Source organism: Tolypothrix sp. PCC 7712, from assembly GCF_025860405.1.
Classification (GTDB): Bacteria; Cyanobacteriota; Cyanobacteriia; order Cyanobacteriales; family Nostocaceae; genus Aulosira; species Aulosira diplosiphon.
Genome location: NZ_CP063785.1, coordinates 4,588,553 through 4,606,631 on the forward strand (window position 1 = coordinate 4,588,553; position 18,079 = coordinate 4,606,631).

The 18,079-nt window shown below is 41.8% G+C and carries 14 protein-coding genes; 7 read left to right on the top strand and 7 right to left on the bottom strand.

The genetic code is table 11. The features are described from left to right. Positions 1-28: 28 nt before the first annotated feature. Positions 29-1,198: a bacteriohopanetetrol glucosamine biosynthesis glycosyltransferase HpnI gene (gene hpnI, locus HGR01_RS18930; RefSeq protein WP_228045608.1), complete on the bottom strand. Its 1,170-nt coding sequence runs from the start codon at positions 1,196-1,198 to the stop codon at positions 29-31. Between the two features lie 457 nt (positions 1,199-1,655). On the opposite strand from hpnI, the gene HGR01_RS18935 reads away from it, so the two are divergent. Next, entirely contained in the window at positions 1,656-2,801 is a 1,146-nt protein-coding gene (locus tag HGR01_RS18935; RefSeq protein ID WP_045871102.1) for an acyltransferase family protein, read from the top strand. A gap of 398 nt (positions 2,802-3,199) precedes the next feature. Here the strand turns inward: HGR01_RS18935 and trmFO are convergent, their stop codons facing one another. Further along, entirely contained in the window at positions 3,200-4,513 is a 1,314-nt protein-coding gene (gene trmFO, locus HGR01_RS18940) for an FADH(2)-oxidizing methylenetetrahydrofolate--tRNA-(uracil(54)-C(5))-methyltransferase TrmFO (protein WP_045871101.1), read from the bottom strand. Between the two features lie 142 nt (positions 4,514-4,655). Then, positions 4,656-6,272 (bottom strand): mechanosensitive ion channel family protein, encoded by a 1,617-nt coding sequence (locus HGR01_RS18945; RefSeq protein WP_045871343.1) that lies wholly within the window; start codon positions 6,270-6,272, stop codon positions 4,656-4,658. Between the two features lie 499 nt (positions 6,273-6,771). On the opposite strand from HGR01_RS18945, the gene ahcY reads away from it, so the two are divergent. Both ahcY and HGR01_RS18955 read left to right on the top strand, forming a co-directional pair. Then, on the top strand, positions 6,772-8,049 hold the full coding sequence (ahcY, locus tag HGR01_RS18950; protein WP_045871100.1) for an adenosylhomocysteinase: 1,278 nt from the start codon (positions 6,772-6,774) through the stop codon (positions 8,047-8,049). Positions 8,050-8,495: 446 nt separating this feature from the next. Continuing rightward, positions 8,496-8,834 carry a hypothetical protein gene (locus HGR01_RS18955; RefSeq protein ID WP_045871099.1) on the top strand — a complete coding sequence of 113 codons (339 nt, stop codon included), beginning with the start codon at positions 8,496-8,498 and terminating at the stop codon, positions 8,832-8,834. Between the two features lie 83 nt (positions 8,835-8,917). On the opposite strand, the gene HGR01_RS18960 is transcribed toward HGR01_RS18955, so the two are convergent. Further along, a complete protein-coding gene (locus tag HGR01_RS18960; RefSeq protein ID WP_045871098.1) occupies positions 8,918-9,457 on the bottom strand; it encodes an MgtC/SapB family protein in 540 nt (179 codons plus the stop codon). Positions 9,458-9,816: 359 nt separating this feature from the next. Between HGR01_RS18960 and HGR01_RS18965 the strand changes: the two genes are divergently transcribed. The 3 genes from HGR01_RS18965 to HGR01_RS18975 all read left to right on the top strand — a co-directional run bounded on the left by HGR01_RS18965 (position 9,817) and on the right by HGR01_RS18975 (position 13,764). Further along, a complete protein-coding gene (locus HGR01_RS18965) occupies positions 9,817-9,975 on the top strand; it encodes a hypothetical protein (RefSeq protein ID WP_155539304.1) in 159 nt (52 codons plus the stop codon). Positions 9,976-10,241: 266 nt separating this feature from the next. Further along, the gene (locus tag HGR01_RS18970; RefSeq protein WP_045871097.1) at positions 10,242-12,476 is read left to right on the top strand and encodes a CHASE2 domain-containing protein; all 2,235 of its coding nucleotides are present in this window, start codon (positions 10,242-10,244) and stop codon (positions 12,474-12,476) included. A 772-nt stretch (positions 12,477-13,248) separates the two neighbouring features. Further along, positions 13,249-13,764 carry an outer membrane beta-barrel protein gene (locus tag HGR01_RS18975; RefSeq protein WP_045871096.1) on the top strand — a complete coding sequence of 172 codons (516 nt, stop codon included), beginning with the start codon at positions 13,249-13,251 and terminating at the stop codon, positions 13,762-13,764. Positions 13,765-13,908: 144 nt separating this feature from the next. On the opposite strand, the gene HGR01_RS18980 is transcribed toward HGR01_RS18975, so the two are convergent. Next, positions 13,909-14,931: a tetratricopeptide repeat protein gene (locus tag HGR01_RS18980; protein WP_045871095.1), complete on the bottom strand. Its 1,023-nt coding sequence runs from the start codon at positions 14,929-14,931 to the stop codon at positions 13,909-13,911. A 493-nt stretch (positions 14,932-15,424) separates the two neighbouring features. Here HGR01_RS18980 and HGR01_RS18985 point away from each other — a divergent pair, with 493 nt between their 5' ends. Next, positions 15,425-15,931: a DUF6174 domain-containing protein gene (locus HGR01_RS18985; RefSeq protein WP_045871094.1), complete on the top strand. Its 507-nt coding sequence runs from the start codon at positions 15,425-15,427 to the stop codon at positions 15,929-15,931. Positions 15,932-16,115: 184 nt separating this feature from the next. Here HGR01_RS18985 and HGR01_RS18990 read toward each other — a convergent pair whose 3' ends face one another. Both HGR01_RS18990 and HGR01_RS18995 read right to left on the bottom strand, forming a co-directional pair. Further along, positions 16,116-16,742: a 4Fe-4S single cluster domain-containing protein gene (locus HGR01_RS18990; RefSeq protein WP_045871092.1), complete on the bottom strand. Its 627-nt coding sequence runs from the start codon at positions 16,740-16,742 to the stop codon at positions 16,116-16,118. 316 nt (positions 16,743-17,058) lie between these two features. After that, positions 17,059-17,877 carry a radical SAM protein gene (locus tag HGR01_RS18995; RefSeq protein ID WP_045871091.1) on the bottom strand — a complete coding sequence of 273 codons (819 nt, stop codon included), beginning with the start codon at positions 17,875-17,877 and terminating at the stop codon, positions 17,059-17,061. Positions 17,878-18,079: the final 202 nt, after the last annotated feature.

Here is an 18,079-nt window from a genome sequence, read left to right on the forward strand (position 1 = left end):
TTTTTACAGAGAATTCAGGAAAATATGCTCATGATTCTTTTAAGAAAATTAATTTACCACCTGCGCTCAACTTAAATTTTTGTCCGCGCCAAACTATGGTGCTACCAACAAAGCCACTACACCAAATCGCAAAGTGGAACAAATCACGTACAGGAATAAACCAAAAAAACTGTTTAGCGACTGAATCTTTCAGCATAGTTACGCCAACCACCCAAGCCATCAGCGATCGCATTATCCAGGTAATAGCGAGTACAACCCAAGCAAAGATTGATCCTCCTGTAGCTAGCAAAAACAGCAAGCTATTAACTGTACCGAAAGTAAACAGTAATCCCAGATAACCCCCAGGGCGGGAAACTCGGATACAACGCGCCCAACGGATTTGGCGCTGGATCACATCAGCCAAGCTGCTATCGTCTAACACATGATCGACGATGTAATCAGATAGCACTACTTTGTAACCAGCTTGGGCGGGTAAATAGCCTAGTTGGAAATCATCAGCCAGATGATCGGCGATCGCATCAAATCCCCCCATTGCGGCTAGGGCTTGTTTACGAATTACAATCGTAGAACCAAAGGCGAATTTAATCCCCTCCAGGTGGTTGCTAACTAAAACACCAGGATGAAAATCGCAAGCTGTACCAATAGCTTCTAAAATTGTTACCCATCCTTGAGCCAGAGAACGGTATAAACAAGTAACTACACCAACTTTCTCGTCTTTGAATGGTTGAATGACTCGTTGCAAATAGTCTCTACCAACGCGAATATCACTATCAGCGATGAGCAAAATTTTATGTTTCGCCGCAGTTACAGCATTCGCCAAATTACTGACTTTCAGGTTAGCGCCAATAATGCGATCGCTTACCACCAAATCAATATCGATATCAGGAAACTGCTGGATAATTTGATTGATAACTTCTATAGCAGGGTCTTGGCGATCGCGCACCGCAAAGATAATTTGATATTGGGGATAATCTTGTTGGCAAAATGAAGCCAGGTTATTCTCAGCATCGCGATCAACACCACAAATAGGCTTGAGGATACTCACCGGGGGGTGGAATTCTAAATCTAACTCGCGGGGTTGGCGAAAAAAAACGATCGCTGCGTATATGGCAAAACAGTAAAAAAAGATAGCTGATAAGCACAAGATAAATAGCAACGCTGCAATAATTGGGATTTGCAACCCGAAAACTGAACTCAACCCCACGTGACATCTCCTCAGGAAGTGCGCGATTCAAACAAAATATGTAAAGTTTTGCAGGGGAAAGGATCAAGGTTTTTCCCTGATTAATATAGTTATGTTCAATCGCTCAGTAGGTCGCTGCAAAGAAAGATAACTAGTTAAGGCTGTCATTTGTCCTTTGTCATTCTTACAAAGTTCCGATCGGAGGAAACCTCCGCTCAGACTTTGCGCTTTGTCATTGGTAAGAGTTTCAAGCCTTTTTAGATTTCGTAATCTAGTTTGCTTTATTTCTAACGGCTTACTTAATTAACTTAAACCGATTGCTAGCTTACCTGAAATCTTGATGTGAAATAAATCGATGAAAAACCAAACTATGTTAAGAACCGTCAATAAGCTTCAAACCCTTACTAATGACCAATGACCAATGACCAATGACAGCCTCAGCAGTTATCTTTAATTTCGCAGACCTACTTACATGAAACTATCTCAGCGCTGGAAATCTCTGGATGTATTTCGTGGTATTGCGATCGCTTCCATGATTTTAGTGAATAATCCCGGAAGTTGGAATGATATGTATCCACAGCTAGATCACGCCGAGTGGAACGGTTACACACCTCCAGATTTTATCTTTCCGTTCTTCTTGTTCATTGTCGGTGCAGCAATGCCTTTTTCCCTATCCAAATACACACAAGAAAACCGTCCTACTAAAGCAGTGTATTGGCGGATTGGGCGTAGAGCTTTAATTTTATTTGGATTAGGATTATTTTTAGCGTTATTTTCCTTAACTCTAGATTTCTGGCTCAATGGTGCGCCTGCATCCAAATTCGCCACAATTCGGATTATGGGCGTATTGCAAAGGATTAGTCTCGCTTATTTCATCAGTGCGATCGCTATACTCAATCTCCAGCGTCGTGCTTTATGGATATTAGCGGCAATCTTGCTCCTTGGCTACTGGGCTGCTATGCAACTTATTCCCGTTCCCGGTTATGGTGCTGGTAACTTGACACCCGAAGGTAATTTAGTAGGGTACTGCGATCGCTTAATTTTAGGACAGCAACACTTATTAGGTGGAAAACCCTTCGATCCAGAAGGTTTACTAAGTACCTTACCTGCTGTAGTTACCGTTCTCGTTGGTTACTTTACTGGAGAATGGCTAAGTAAACAACCTCAGCAAAGTCGTACCAGCATCAATTTAGTGATTGTGGGGATGAGTTGTATTTTAGTAGGGCATTTGTGGGGATTTTTATTTCCTATCAATAAACAATTATGGACAAGTTCTTATGTTATTTTCACTGCTGGTTTTGCATTGTTATTACTAGCCGCTTGCTATGAATTAATCGAAGTTCGCAATTTTAAGTGGCTAGGTTTTCCTTTTGAAGTCATGGGCTTAAATGCTATCTTCGCTTTTGTCGGTTCTGGTTTCGTAGCCAGAATCTTAATTAAAACGCACATCGGTAATGGTAGTGATGCACCGACTACTTACACTTGGATTTACGGGCATTTATTTAAACCTTGGGCGGGTGCGCTGAATGGTTCCTTATTATTTGCTATAACAACCGTAATTTTCTGGTGGTTGATTCTTTATTTCATGTATCGCCGTAATTGGTATTTTAAAATTTAGTTTTTATTGATTAGCAATGCAATCGAAAAACTAGATAAATAATGTATTAAAACTATTTTAGAGAATGTTTTAAAAGCCCTCTAGTTAGTAGAAAAAAGTTTTACCCCTAATTCCCCTGAAAATGGTGATTTTAAGAACTTTCCCCTTTTTAGTAGTTTATAAGTGTTAGGCTAATACCATTTTGAAAAAAGAATGCGACAGATGGGTAGCTAGGGGCACGGCACCAGTAAGATAATTCGATATACCACAAGATTGTGGATGCCGTGCCCCTACAAAGAATTTATTTGTCGCAAACATTATTTGAATTGGTATAAGAAAACTAAGGGGTTTAGGAAGTCGAGCATTCCTAAACCCCTAACGGAGAACATTACAGTGATGAAGATGTCATCTATATATTGCTACATTGCAAGTTTCCAGTTTGCTAAGTCAGCCAAAGAGCGATCGCGGTAGCGTCCATAGCGCTCTTGTTTATTCTTAATTTTTACACCCAATTCCGGGAAAATACCGAAGTTGGGCGGCATGGGTTGAAAGTGTTTAGGCGAAGCGGAACTGATAAATTCAAACAGCGCACCCATCATGGTTGTGGGTGGTAGAGCTAAAGTTTCTTTGCCTAAAGCTAATCTCGCAGCATTAATTCCCGCCAAGCAGCCACCCGCAGCCGCAGCGGTGTAGCCTTCAGTACCAATTAATTGCCCCGCCGCTAGTAAAGTGGGACGCTGTTTAAATTGCAGAGTGGGATGCATCAATTGAGGTGCATTAATAAAAGTGTTGCGGTGCATCACTCCCAACCGCACAAATTCGGCATTTTCTAAACCAGGAATTAATTTAAATACTCGCTTTTGCTCACCCCAACGCAGATTTGTTTGGAAGCCTACCATGTTCCAAAGTTGACCGGCTTTATCTTCTTGTCGCAACTGCACTACAGCGTAAGGGCGTTCTCCGGTGCGGCTATCAGATAACCCGACTGGTTTGAGGGGGCCATAGCGCATCGTATCTTCCCCCCGCAAAGCTTGTTCTTCGATGGGGAGACAAGCTTCAAAAAATTTCGCTGTTTCGCGTTCAAAATCCTTCAATTCCGTTTGTTCAGCTTTGCGAAGTTCTTCCCAAAAATGCAGATATTGCTCTTTATTCATGGGACAGTTGAGATAAGCTGCTTCGCCTTTGTCATAGCGAGAAGCCATAAAAGCAATATCGCGGTTAATTGATTCTCCAACAACAATGGGGCTAGCAGCATCAAAAAAGCTGAGGTATTCCATCCCCGTTAAGCGACGGATATCTTCTGCCAAATCCGGGCTAGTTAACGGCCCTGTTGCCAAAACCACAATACCTTCAGGAATGGCAGGAACTTCACCCCGGCGAAATTCAATTAAAGGATGACGAGATAATATTTCTGTTAAATCTTGGCTAAATTGTCCTCTATCTACAGCCAGCGCCCCACCTGCGGGAACAGAGTGTTCATCAGCTTTGGCAATAACAATGGAATTTAGCTGCCGCAATTCTTCATGTAATAATCCCGTAGCGCGATCGCTTGCCATTGCACCAAAGGAATTACTACAAACTAATTCTGCAACATGTTCTGTATGGTGGGCAGGGCTAAAGCGATTGGGACGCATTTCATGGAAAATCACCGGCACACCAGCCTGGGCAATTTGCCAAGCTGCCTCTGTCCCAGCTAGTCCACCTCCAATTACTTGTATCGGTTGTTGTTCCATATTTTGATTATAAATTCTTGGGGAAAGGGAAAGGGGGAAGGGGTAATGGGAACTAGGAATAAATAACTTTTTTGTACAGACGCGATTAATCGCGTCTCTGCAACTTTTACCCCATGCCCAATCCCCCATGCCCCATTCCTAATTAATTAGCTTTACCATTCTCTTGGAGTTGCTGCAATTGCACATCATTAATCCAAATTGCCTGTTGGGGAACAGGAATAAAAATTCCGGCTTGGTCGAAGGCGATTTTGAGACGGCGGCGGTATTCTCTCGCCACATCCCATTGTTTCAGGGGTTGGGTTTTAATCCACACACGAATAATTAAACCGCGATCGCCAAAGTTATCAACTCCTAAAACTTTTGGTGTTTCTACAATCTGATGTTTCCAGACTGGATCTTCATCCATCTCTAAGGCAACAGTAGTAATTAATTTCAAAACTTCGTCAATATCAGCTTGGTAGTCTACGGGAATGGTTAAATCTGCCCTTGACCAACGGCTAGAAAGATTGGCAACAATTTTAACTTCACTGTTGGGAATTGTAATTAAGCGTCCTTCGGAGTCACGAACTTGGGTCATCCGCAAGTTCAAGTTTTCTACTAAGCCGCCCACTGTGCCAACGTTAATCACATCGCCTAAGGCGTATTGGTCTTCTAAAATAATCAAAAATCCGTTAATTGCATCTTTGATCAGGTTTTGCGACGCTAGGGAAACGGCAACACCCACTAAACTCGCACCCGCTAATAAGGGTAGGATATCTATCCCCAAAGCGATTAATCCTAACAAAAAGCCGACGCTGACACAGGTAATTGTGGCAATACTTTTTGTTACACCCGAAAACGTAGAAACCCGTAGTTGTAACCGTTCCGAAGTTTCGGAGGCGAATAAAGCACCACTGCTGATGAGAGTGGAGGTAAAACGGTCTATCAGTGCATAACTAAATCGAATCACTACGTAAGTGCCTAATGCTACAATCCCCAATCTCAGAGGAATTTGAGCAGCTGAGAGAATTCCTAATTGCAGAACTCTGGTGTAGGGAAATAAACCCAAAATCATAAATGTACCACCACCCCAAATTCCAGCTTGAGTTAGCTGAAATAGGCGTTTTTTGACTTCGTGTAAATGCCGATGTTGCTGTTGATTTAGTTGTGTGGTGATTGGTTGGGTTTGGCGAGAAGTCGGGAGGTTAGGCTGTTTGACATTATGTTGAGAACGACGTTGCCAACGATATACACCCCAACTAGCAGCCATCATTGCCAGGGCGATCGCAGCTGCTATTTTCCCTTGGTCAATTAAAAATTGCGTATTCCGTTCTTGTTTTGCCCTTTGTAAGGCTTCTTGTAATGTATCTACTATTTGATTGGCTGAAAGGGTGGCATCTTCCTCACGCAGTCTCGCGTCTTCGGAAGTTACGGTCATCAGGTATTGACCGTTGATAGTAATTACAGGTGCTTCGTTAACTTTTTCTACCTGAACATTGACTGATTGTGCAGCTGAACGCAGGTAATTTTGGCTAATTTCATCCAAGTTTTGTTGAATATTTTGCGATCGCTCTGGAAAATTTATTCTAGTTGCTGCTATTTGGAACAACCTGCGACCGTCTAAATAGATCCAGCCTGTGACAATTCTATTATCTGAATCTTTACTTACACTACTAGGAGTTGGCAAGCTAGGTAAAAAGGGAATTTGGGCTGTAGCTTTGGGTACAGAGACAACAGCGATCGCCATTGAACTCATTAGCGCCAAAAATTGATAGCGCACTCCAACACCTCCTTGCTTAACATCTTTTATCAAATACCCGCTAAGTTATCCTCCACAATAAATTTAAGTAAATGTACCTATCTAAAGTTTAATTTGTCCTTTCAGGTAGATGTGTTTAATTTTCTTGCTTATCTATCTTTAGGCAGATGACATCATACGTTGTTTATTGTGAGCAATAACTACAGGAATTTTTGATATTACTCTGATCAAGGATAAATGAATTTTGGGCATTGGGCATTGGGCATTGGGCATTGGGCATGGGGAATGGGGAATGGGGAATGGGTAATAATAATTTCCCTTTTTTCCTTTTCCCCTTTCCCTTTCCCCCTCATCCCCAGTCCCCTCCTTGTTGACATTCCCCCCGATGAAAAGTCAAGCTAGTTTAAAGAGCCATTGACTTGGTTTGGAGATTACAGCCAAAAATGGCAAGTCGTGGAATAATCTAGTACAGTACGTAAGAGATTGCGTACCTTTTTTGACTTTTTAGAGGACATTTTTGATGACCGCAACTTCTCCCCGATTAAAGCACGAGGTTAAAGACCTCGCCCTCGCTCCCTTGGGAAGACAGCGCATTGAATGGGCTGGACGCGAAATGCCAGTTTTACGGCAAATCCGCGATCGCTTTGCTCAAGAAAAACCCTTTGCTGGGTTGCGCCTAGTGGCTTGTGCTCACGTAACTACAGAAACCGCACATCTAGCGATCGCTTTGAAAGCTGGTGGTGCAGATGCAGTGTTAATTGCTAGCAATCCTCTTTCAACTCAAGATGACGTAGCTGCTAGCCTCGTCGTTGATCACGAAATTCCTGTTTTTGCCCAAAAAGGCGAAGATAACGAAACTTATAACCGTCACGTCCAAATTGCCCTTGACCATCGTCCCAACATCATTATTGATGATGGTAGTGATGTGGTTGCCACCCTCATTCAGCAACGCCAACATCAAATTGCCGATTTAATTGGCACCACTGAAGAAACTACAACGGGAATTGTGCGGTTACGCGCCATGTTCAAAGATGGCGTTCTCACCTTCCCCGCAGTGAATGTCAACGATGCTGACACCAAGCATTTCTTTGATAACCGCTACGGTACCGGACAATCTACCTTAGATGGGATTATCCGTGCAACCAATATTCTGCTAGCTGGTAAAACCATTGTTGTTGTTGGTTACGGCTGGTGTGGTAAAGGTACAGCACTCCGCGCCCGTGGTTTAGGTGCAAATGTGATTGTGACCGAAATCGACCCCATTAAGGCAATTGAAGCTGTAATGGATGGTTTCCGCGTTCTGCCTATGTCAGAAGCTGCACCTCAAGGTGACTTGTTTATCACAGTTACAGGTAACAAGCACGTAATTCGTGGTGAACATTTCGACGCGATGAAAGACGGCGCGATCGTCTGTAACTCCGGTCACTTCGATATTGAACTTGACCTGAAATATTTAGCATCTCAAGCTAAAGAAGTTAAGCAAGTACGCCCCTTCACTGAAGAGTATAAATTGCCAAGCGGTAAATCAGTGATTGTTCTAGGCGAAGGACGCTTGATTAACCTAGCGGCTGCGGAAGGACACCCCAGCGCCGTTATGGATATGAGCTTTGCTAACCAAGCTTTAGCTGTGGAATACCTAGTGAAGAACAAAGGTAAACTCGAACCAGGTTTACACTCAGTTCCTAGAGAAGTAGATGAAGAAATTGCCCGCCTGAAATTACAGGCTTTGGGAATTAACATTGATACCCTCACAGCAGACCAAATTGAGTACATCAATTCTTGGACTTCTGGAACCTAAAGTACACCCTCGAATTGAAGGGTAATTAGCATAACTTAGGTTTTTTGTGGGATGGGCAATTGCCTATCCCATTTTTACTAGAAGTGAAGTGCCAAAATTCTTAATAGAGAAATGGCGATCGCGGAGATATCATCCAATACTTGTCGGTTAAGGGGAAGGGAAAAGGGGCAAGAAAAACCTTTAACCCTTACCCTTTCACCTTTTCCCCAAAGTAAATTCCGAGTTGAAAATCCTTAACCGAGCAATATTGAGATACCATCAACTCAAATGCGTTGGCCTAGCCAGCCGCAAGCATCGCGGCTGCAACTTGACAAAAAAGCTGATAAATTTATGATTTTACCAAGATGCAGCTAACGCATATTCAATATTTCAAGTCAAAATCATAGAAGAGAGTTAGCATTGCAGGTCACTACCATTAGCTACTGGCAACAAATACTAAAGTAATCATGACCAAACCTATTTCTGAGAATTTTGATGAATCGCATTACCAGCCTGAACCACCAGAACAGTTCTTTCCTGCTCAACATCTCAAAGTCTACCAAACAAGCCCTACAGAGCAACTATTAATTTGCGAATGTCAGAAATGCCAAGCACCACTGTCTATTGAAGTGGTTTTTATGACACCCCAAAACTCAAAGCCTCGTCCCAAAGGTAAAACCGACAGCAAACCAGATAACAGAGCGCAATGTCCTAATTGTGGGCAAATTCCTATTTATTTAGAAAGCTGTATTGTCAAATCAGTCAATCAATTACCGACTTCACCGTGGCAAAAAAGTGAAAGTTAGATATCAGCAGCGAAAAATTTATGATGAATGAGTTAGAAATCAAAACTTTTTGCATCAACCAATTCTTATGCTGTAACTAAATGTTAATCATCATCATCATCCTGTTCTTCAGTGATGATTAACTCCTGACTTTTGCCCTTTTTATTTTGACTACCTAGGCTAACGAAGGAGCGATTGAGCTTTTTAACTCCACTCAGCGTAATCAGCGTTAGCAACCCTCCTAATAATCCCATTTGCCACAAACCACAGCCAATTGCTGCACCCAATCCTGCTGAAGTCCAAACACAGGCGGCTGTGGTTAAGCCTCGAACTTTTGGCACATGAGATTTTCTGGGAGATTCTTGCAGAATTAATCCAGCACCCAGAAATCCTACACCTGTGGCTACACCCTGAATTGTACGACTTAAGGCATTGGTAGCTGCATAAGGGCTGTCACCTTCAGCTTGTAACGGGATCATCACGAATAATGCTGCGCCCATACTTACCAACATAAAAGTTCTCATGCCAGCAGGTCTACCTCCTTGCTGACGGTTCAAGCCAATCATGCAGCCTACTAGAAGCGCCATCGCCAGTCTAAATGCTATATGTGGCCAATCATTGGCAGTAATAAACATTGATCCCATTGATTTATCACTCCTCACAATAGAAGGAAATTTTCTGCCTCTTGTCAGTAGGCTCAAGGCTCAATAAAGTTTTCCGTAAAACTTGAGTTTTTAAATTGTAATTAGTTTAACAACATAAAATCAATAAAGTTACCGTATTTACATCAATAGGGAACACACACTTGATTAAAAATAGTTCTAAGGAAGAATTGACAACTCAATACTGAGAAAAAAAAGTCGCAATAATTTCGCAACCAGTACATCATTACGAAAAATCTCAACTCGCCTTTAATTGTCCAAACCTACAGCTTGGAACCTTACCAGAATGGTTATGTGCTGATGATGGAAGATTTTGGTGAGATTTTTCTGAAACAATGGAGATGACAGCAAACATAAAAATCTCTACAGCAGTTTTTAGTTTTAGCGATCGCTTGCCAAATCATCACAGAAAAACATGGCGGAACTTTGACTGTAATTTCCAGCCTATGTCAGAGAAGAAAATTTGCGATCGCTTTACCGATTCATGCTTAATCAACTAACAATACTCGTTCTTGATTCTGGCAGTTCCAAAACGGTTATTTAAACCAACTTTAAAAAAGAATGCGACAGCTTGTAGGGGCATTGCCTTGCCTTCTAAAATATATTGATGTGTCGCCAACATTATTTGAATTGGTATAACTTTGATTTTTCATCAATCAAACTAATTAAACTTTAATAACTTTCTGAAAAAATGGGTAACACATCGTTTACGATTCAGATATTTTGCGCTAACAATAACAATACAAAATAATTTTGGTCTGGTTCAATGTGGACAAAGCTGAGACAGGTGCTTTGGCAATGGCGTAGCTTATTGATTATTACTCCTAGTGTTACCGGATTGATTATCTTACTACGCTTTTCTGGTTTACTTCAGTTCTTGGAATGGGCAGCATTCGATCAATATATACGTTTACGTCCGCAAGAATCCCGTGACGATCGCATTGCGATTGTGGGTATTGATGAAACAGATTTACACGAGCTGATTGGTCAGGACTATTTACCAGATAAGCTTTTAGCTCAGTTACTTGTAAAACTACAACAGAGAAAGCCAAGAGTTATTGGTCTTGATATTTATCGCGATTTACCTGTAGACCCAGGACACGCAGATTTAACTAAGGTTTATCAAAGTTATCACAATATAATTGGTATCCAACAAGTAATTGGTGCAGGCGTTCCGCCTTCTCCTTTGTTGAAAGCTAAGGGACAAATAGGCGCTAATGGTTTACTGATTGATCCAGATGCGAAAGTGAGGCGTGGGTTTTTATCGATTAGCGATCGCCAAGGGAAAAAGATTTGGAGCTTTGGCATGATGCTGGCTTTACGATATTTACAGCCAGAAGGAATTAAGCCGCCAGAAATTGATGCACCTATATATCGCTTGGGAAAAACTACATTTCCAGCCTTTGCTGCAAATGATGGTGGTTATGTAGGCGCTGATGCTACAAGATATCAGATTTTATTAAACTATCGCGGGCCGAAACAGTCCTTTGAATTGGTTTCCATGTCAGATATTTTGCTTAATCGCTTACCTCCTGATTGGGGACGCGATCGCATTATCTTAATTGGTAATGTAGGGGAAATTTTTGAGGATTTCGTCTTTTCTCCCTTTAATAGTGGTTTTCCTCTCGGTTTTGAACACACCCCTAGAGTAGAAATCCACGCCAATCAGATTAGCCAAATTCTGAGCAGTGTACTCGATCAGCGTCCTTTAATTAAAACTTGGGCGGAACCATTAGAATGTTTGTGGATTTTATTCTGGTCTGGATTAGGTGCTACCTTAATTTGGCAATTACGATACACAGGGGGAATGAGCAAAGTCTCATTACCTAAAGTCTTGGCTCCGGTGATCGCCGCAGGTGGGTTAGTAGGTTTTTCTTATACTGCATTTTTAGCCGGCTGGTGGATACCAGTGATACCAGCATTATTTGCTTTAGCTGGAAGTGCGATCGCAGTTACGGCTTATTTTGCGCGTATGGCTGGTTCTATACGTAAAACCTTTGGTCGTTACCTAACTGATACAGTAGTTGCTAATTTACTAGAAAATCCCCAAGGTTTGAAGTTAGGTGGCGAACGGCGGAATATCACCATTCTCACTTCAGATATTCGTGGTTTTACAGCCATATCCGAACGCTTACCCGCCGAAGAAGTAATTAAAATTATCAATCTCTACTTGGGATACATGGCTGATGTCATCACCCAGTACCAGGGAACCATTGATGAGTTCATGGGGGATGGAATTTTAGTACTGTTTGGCGCTCCCACCCATCGCGAAGACGACGCAACCAGAGCGATCGCTTGTGCTGTAGGAATGCAATTAGCGATGCAGGCTGTTAACGAAACCATGAAACAACAAGGATTACCTAATTTAGAAATGGGGATTGGCATTAATACTGGTGAAGTTGTCGTTGGTAATATTGGCTCTGAGAAACGTAGCAAATATGGAATTGTAGGCGACCAAGTTAATCTCACATATCGCATTGAATCTTACAGTATTGGCGGGCAAATATTGATTTCCGAATCTACTTTCAAAGCGGTAGAAACAATATTAAAGATTGATGGGCAAAAACAAGTCCAACCAAAAGGTGTGCAACAACCCATCACAATTTATGAGATTGGCGGTATAGGTGGAAAATATAATCTTTACCTCCCTCAAGAAGAGGAGATATTTTTAAATTTAACTGAAGAAATTCCTCTACAATATACAGCTTTGGATGGCAAACATCTTGATGGTACTATCATGCAGGGAAAGGTAAGCAGACTTTCATTAAAGGGTGCAGAAATCTATATTATTCAAGATGAAATTTCTCATGTATTAGCACCTCTAACAAATATCAAGCTCAACTTACAAATGCCTAATACTGAAATATTCAGCGAAGATATTTATGCCAAAGTTTTAGAGCAATCAACAGATAATAGCTTTTATATTCGCTTTACCAATAGACCACCAGAGGTAGAGAAGCAGTTAAGCATCATCTACCAAAACTTGCACAAGCAATCGTGAATTATAAATAACTATACTTCAGTTAAGAAAAATAATTGCTAACAAAACCAAAAAACTAGTACAACAAGGCAAAAGGCAAAAGTCAAAAGTCAAAAGTCAAAAGTCAAAAGTCAAAAGGCAAAAGTCAAAAGTCAAAAGTCACAAGTCAAAAGTCAAAAGGCAAAAGGCAAAAGTCAAAAGTCAAAAGTCAAAAGTCACAAGTCAAAAGTCACAAGTCAAAAGTCACAAGTCAAAAGTCACAAGAAGAATACTTATACCACAAGCCTTTTAGCAATTACAGATAATCTGTTTCTCTTACAAAGTTTGGCGGGACGGAAACCGACACCGCCAACTTTGCGCTATTTACGCCTACTTGTACTAGTTACCCAACAAAAAAACAGAACAATAATTTTGGAGGGGGTTTGGGGGACGCAACCGTCACCCAATCGGGGGTTTGGGGGAGAATCCCCCAATTGATCTGGCTTTTTGAATAAGTGACAAATCAATCACTAATGAGCCAAGCATATTGAATTAGAAATTTATCATACAAATACCAATTTTGGCACAGATACTGGTCGCGATCGCTTCATTGCTCAAGCCACAAATTGCAATTTATTGTATTTACCAACAGATATCAATTATTACCCAAAACTATGTCACCACGCTTCACCCAACTGTGTGAAAAACAATTCAACCAAGTGGATGACCTCAGTGTGGGAGGGTGAATTTTGTCAAAAAGAGGATTCTAGTAATAGAGAACATTGATTGCACTTAACTCTAGTGCGGAGAAATTATGAAACTACTCAAAGCTTTGGCAGCTTCTGCCGTTGTTGTTTCTTCTGTTGTCCTCTCCGCTGGAATTGCTTCTGCTCAAACAGCTGGTACTAACAGCAATTACATCGGTGTTGGGATTGCCGCTGGCGCAACAAGCGGCGGACAAGGAAATGATGATGCTCAATTTGGTGGTAACGTGCAAGGACGGGTAACTATGCCCAGAACACCTGTATCGCTTCGGGGTTCCGTCCTGTTTGGTGGTGATGCCACTGCAATTATGCCTATAGTTACTTATGATGCGCCCATCGCCAAAAATACGAACGTTTACTTCGGTGGCGGATACTCGTTTGTCACCGATGAAGGTAAAAACACCCCACTAGGTAATCAAAATGCACCCGTAGTTACCTTAGGTGCAGAATCACAAGTTGCCAATAACGTCATCGTCTATGGCGATGCTAAATGGGGTATTGACGCTTACAGAAACAGTGATGCCGATGCCGTTAGCTTCCAAACTGGAATAGGTTATAGATTCTAATGGATGGGGCATAGGGCATAGGGCATGGGGCATTGGTAATGGGTAATGGGTAATGGGTAATCGGCATTTCTTCCTCATCTCCCTCATCTCCCTCATCTCCCTCATCTCCCCAATCCCTAGTCCCCAGTCCCCAATCCCCAATCCCTACAGCGCATTAATAAACTGCTTTACCTTATCCACTAGCGGCTGATATTCGATTTCCTGGGCTAACTCTTGAGCATTGAGGTAGCAGGATAGCGCTAATTTTTTACGTCTTCTGGTGGCGTAAAGGCTACCCATATTCAAGAGAGTCGAACTTTCTCCTAAGCGATCGCCTAGTTCTTGATAAATTGCTATAGCTTGCTTGTAATATTTGAGTGCTTGAGCATGGTTTGCAATGCTGTTGTAGGTAAAACCAAGGTTATTCAAAGTTGTGGCTTCACCAGAGAGGTCTTTGAGTGCCCGACGTGTTAACAGCACTTGATAATACAGTAATAGCGCTTGTTTGGGTTGCCCTAAATCACTATATATAGAGGCAATATTATTCAAGGTAGTCGCTTCGCCAACTATATTTTTAACAGCTTTTTGAATTGGTAATGCTGCTTGGAAATATTCTAGTGCTTGCTGTTGCTGACCTAAAGCACTGTAGGCGAACCCAATGCCATTTAAGGTTGTTGCTTCACCAGAAAAGTCTCCTAGCAAGCGACGCATAGCCAAAATTTGGTTTTGCAGCAATAGCGCTCTTTTTGGTTCTCCCAATCTGGTGTAAACCAGTGCTACATCATTGAGAGTAGAAACTTCACCTTGAGCATCTTCTAATTGCCGGAAAATTTGCAGTGCTTTTTCAAAAGATGCTAAAGCTAGGGAAAACTTGCCTATGCGACTGTAGGTAGAACCTAAATTGCTGAGTGCGGTAGCCTCGGCTCGCACATTCCCAAATTCTTGAGCCAAGGTTAATGCTTCATTAAAACAATTCAATGCTTTATCAGGTTGCCAGCAACCGAGGTGAGCCAGTCCAATGTCATTTAATGCATAACCTTCTCTGGCGCGATCTGGAATGATTCGAGCCAACTTTAAATTTTCGGTTGCAAGTACAAGATATTCTTGAAATTCTCCTCGCTTGTAATAGCGGGTTGCTTCATCACGACGTTGTTCCCACTCGGTGACTGGATTTGAAGGTTGCGACATCTGACCTCGGTTGCACTAAAAGTAAATAGGCAGGTTTGCTAGGGCCGTTGCATTTGGAATTAACCCTTCTCAGGTGATAATTTCCAAATAGGAGATAAACAATATTCTCTATCTTTAGATATAAGACGTAAATAGAGTGAATATAGTATAATAACTAACTTAAAAATCTACCTCAGAGAAATCCTGTAGTTATTAAGTTGAGTGCTGTAGTTGAAGTAATGAAGAGAATTACAGTCACTAAAGTTAAGGAAATATTAAGACTTTAAAGCAAGATACTGCTGATTTTTCGCGATCCCTCATATCTATCGAAGAGTTAATTTGGGCACAGATGCGATCGCTTTTTCTCTGTTATCAAACTCAATATACAGAGAAGCCTAAGATTATCTAGTAGCAAATTTAACTAAAAAACCTGAATTTAACCTTGGCAAAGCTGATCAGGAACTTTAAAAGCTTTGTCAAAATCTCATAACTTATAACCATTTAATTTATTTATATGCGCTTAGGTATTATTGTTAGTGCTGGATTAGTAAGTACAGGGCTATTACTGGCTTTGGGTTTAAACAAACCAGCAATATCTCAATCTCCAACACAGATAGCTCAGACATCCGCGATCGCTAACACAAACTTACAGGAATTTAGACAGAATCGCCGGGTATGGAGTCAGCAAAGAATCCGCAACTATCGCTACAAAGTTAGTAGAAGTTGTTTCTGTACAGAAGAAGCTAGAGGCCCAGTAGTAATTGAAGTGCGTAACGGGCAAACAACTTCAATTACCGATAAAAATGGTAAAAAAGTTAATCCCGAGCTATTCCAGGAATACAGTACAATGCCCAAGGTATTCAATGTCATTCGGGATGCGATCGCCAAAAAAGCATCCAACATGGCTGTAAACTACAATAAAAAACTCGGCTACCCTACCCAAATTGCTATCGATTACGAGCGTCAGATAGCCGATGAAGAGTTATATCTCACAATTGAAGATTTCAAAGAAATTAAATAATGGGCATAGAGCATAGGGCATTGGGCATGGGTAATGGGTAATTGGTAATAGGAATTTCTTCTTCATCTCCCCATCCCCAATCCCCAGTCCCCAATCCCCATTACCCCCCCCAGAGGGGGCCCCGAGTTCCCCAATCCCCAGTCCCCAGTCCCCAATCCCCAGTCCCCAATCCCCAATCCCCAACCTACTCCACCTGCTGCCACAAACTTTGGTAGCCAGTCACCAATCGGCTACCATCTTTGAAGACATGAATTTCTATCTGGTCGCTAGCCCAGGTAATTTTGTCTTGGAAAGCAGGATTAAAGATGTTAACTCGTTGATTGCTGGATGAGACTGGAGAAGTAGGAGAATGAATCGCCAAAGATTCTACAAATGGCCCATCAATCAGAATATCTAGCTGCTCTAATAAATCTTGCGAACCTGGGGGAGCAGATTCCGATTGCAGCTGCTTTAAGGTAAAGCCAGTAAATGACATCACGTTTAATCCAGCAGCTTTCAGCTTACGTGCTAAAGATGCCAATGCAGGTGCTTGCCAAAAGGGTTCGCCGCCAGAGAAAGTTACCCCTGTGTTGCGCGGCTTTTTCAAAATATTTTCAGCAAGGGTATCAACGGATATCAATTGGTTGACCTCGAATGACCAAGATGCTGGATTAAAACAGCCAGGACATTCGCGGGAACAACCTTGCACCCAAACAACAGCACGACAACCAGGCCCGTTAACTTCAGATTCATCAACGTAGCCCATAATATTAAGATGCTCAGGGGGAATTTCCATAAGTTGTTGCGATGGGTGATTTGGTTGGGATTCCATCTTTTTCCTCCTTTGAAGCTTTAGCTGTTAAATCAACTCATAACTGACTATTCGCTCCGTAGAGACGCGATTTATCGCGTCTCTACAGGATTTAAATGTCAATCGATTGGTTTTATCCGAACCCTATTGTCCCCACTCCCAATACTGCTCGGTTAAGGATTGTCAACTCTTAATTTGGTTTGGGGAAAAGGTGAAAGGGTAAGGGTTAAAGGTTTTTTCTTGTCCCTTTTCCCCTTCGCCTTTTGCCCTTAACCGACAAGTATTGTCCCCACTCCTGACTCAGCACTCTTGTACAGACGGGATTAATCGCGTTTCTCTAAACCAGCACAGCCATTCCTGGATAACGCACCGGGATTTTTATTGCATTGTGAATTTGATTAGCTAATGAAGCTAAGACGCTTGTGCTGACACATCTGAGATTTTGAACGAGGTAAGGGGCGGGTTGGAGAATATCGTTACCGCGTGCGTCTAATTGGCGTACCAAAACACGGGGACGGGAAGGAATATTGAGTTGGACTTCATCTGGTTGCAAAATATGAAGGATTTGGATGTAATCCATCACCCTTTCTGGTGTCCAAGGAGACAAGATCATGGTTTGAATAGCCAAATGTCCTGAATATTCCTGACGAAATTGCTCGATTCCTGCCACAAGGTTTGGTAGATTAATTGTCTCTACACAGCGATTGACTTGCTGCAATTGATTTGACGAAATGGCATCTAGTTTTGCAGCGACTGTATCTGCCATGATCAAATCCCTACGCACTTGGGGATCGGATAGCAAGGTGCTATTAGTCAGAACCACAGTGGGCTTTTTGGTAATTCTTTTGACAACACCGATAATTTTCTCTAAATTCAGGGCTAGTGTTGGTTCGCCACTACCACTGAGGGTGACTGTATCTACATTATCTAGTGATACAGTCTGCAACTCATCAACAATTTGAGATGTTGGGACAAAAATTTGGCGTTCAGTCGTCAGGGCTTCAATTTTTCCCAACTGGCAGTAGATGCAGTGAAAGGAGCAGGTAGATTTTGAACCAATAGGATCGATGCCAAGCGATCGCCCAAATCGCCATGATTCTACTGGCCCATAGACAGAAGCACAGGATGGATATTGTTTATATGCTGTAGCACTCATACTTGCTCCTTCATAAAATCAAACATACACTGGTATCAAAAAACAATCTAAAAATTTGGATTTAACACAAATTTAAATCTAGAAGTTGAGGAACTTGTGAGGTTAGCTAAAAAGGATGTACCCCTACGCTTAAGCAAGCTACGCGGAGCGTCTTTGCAGGAGAAGGTTGAACAAAATTAATTCTTTGACTATTGGCTCTTGT

Excerpts from the sequence above, each read along its gene's own strand:
- HGR01_RS18935 (WP_045871102.1), top strand. The coding sequence starts at position 1,656 with ATGAAACTATCTCAGCGCTGGAAATCTCTGGATGTATTTCGTGGTATT.
- trmFO (WP_045871101.1), bottom strand. The coding sequence starts at position 4,513 with ATGGAACAACAACCGATACAAGTAATTGGAGGTGGACTAGCTGGGACA.
- ahcY (WP_045871100.1), top strand. The coding sequence starts at position 6,772 with ATGACCGCAACTTCTCCCCGATTAAAGCACGAGGTTAAAGACCTCGCC.
- HGR01_RS18955 (WP_045871099.1), top strand. The coding sequence starts at position 8,496 with ATGACCAAACCTATTTCTGAGAATTTTGATGAATCGCATTACCAGCCT.
- HGR01_RS18960 (WP_045871098.1), bottom strand. The coding sequence starts at position 9,457 with ATGGGATCAATGTTTATTACTGCCAATGATTGGCCACATATAGCATTT.
- HGR01_RS18965 (WP_155539304.1), top strand. The coding sequence starts at position 9,817 with ATGACAGCAAACATAAAAATCTCTACAGCAGTTTTTAGTTTTAGCGAT.
- HGR01_RS18970 (WP_045871097.1), top strand. The coding sequence starts at position 10,242 with ATGTGGACAAAGCTGAGACAGGTGCTTTGGCAATGGCGTAGCTTATTG.
- HGR01_RS18975 (WP_045871096.1), top strand. The coding sequence starts at position 13,249 with ATGAAACTACTCAAAGCTTTGGCAGCTTCTGCCGTTGTTGTTTCTTCT.
- HGR01_RS18980 (WP_045871095.1), bottom strand. The coding sequence starts at position 14,931 with ATGTCGCAACCTTCAAATCCAGTCACCGAGTGGGAACAACGTCGTGAT.
- HGR01_RS18985 (WP_045871094.1), top strand. The coding sequence starts at position 15,425 with ATGCGCTTAGGTATTATTGTTAGTGCTGGATTAGTAAGTACAGGGCTA.
- HGR01_RS18990 (WP_045871092.1), bottom strand. The coding sequence starts at position 16,742 with ATGGAATCCCAACCAAATCACCCATCGCAACAACTTATGGAAATTCCC.
- HGR01_RS18995 (WP_045871091.1), bottom strand. The coding sequence starts at position 17,877 with ATGAGTGCTACAGCATATAAACAATATCCATCCTGTGCTTCTGTCTAT.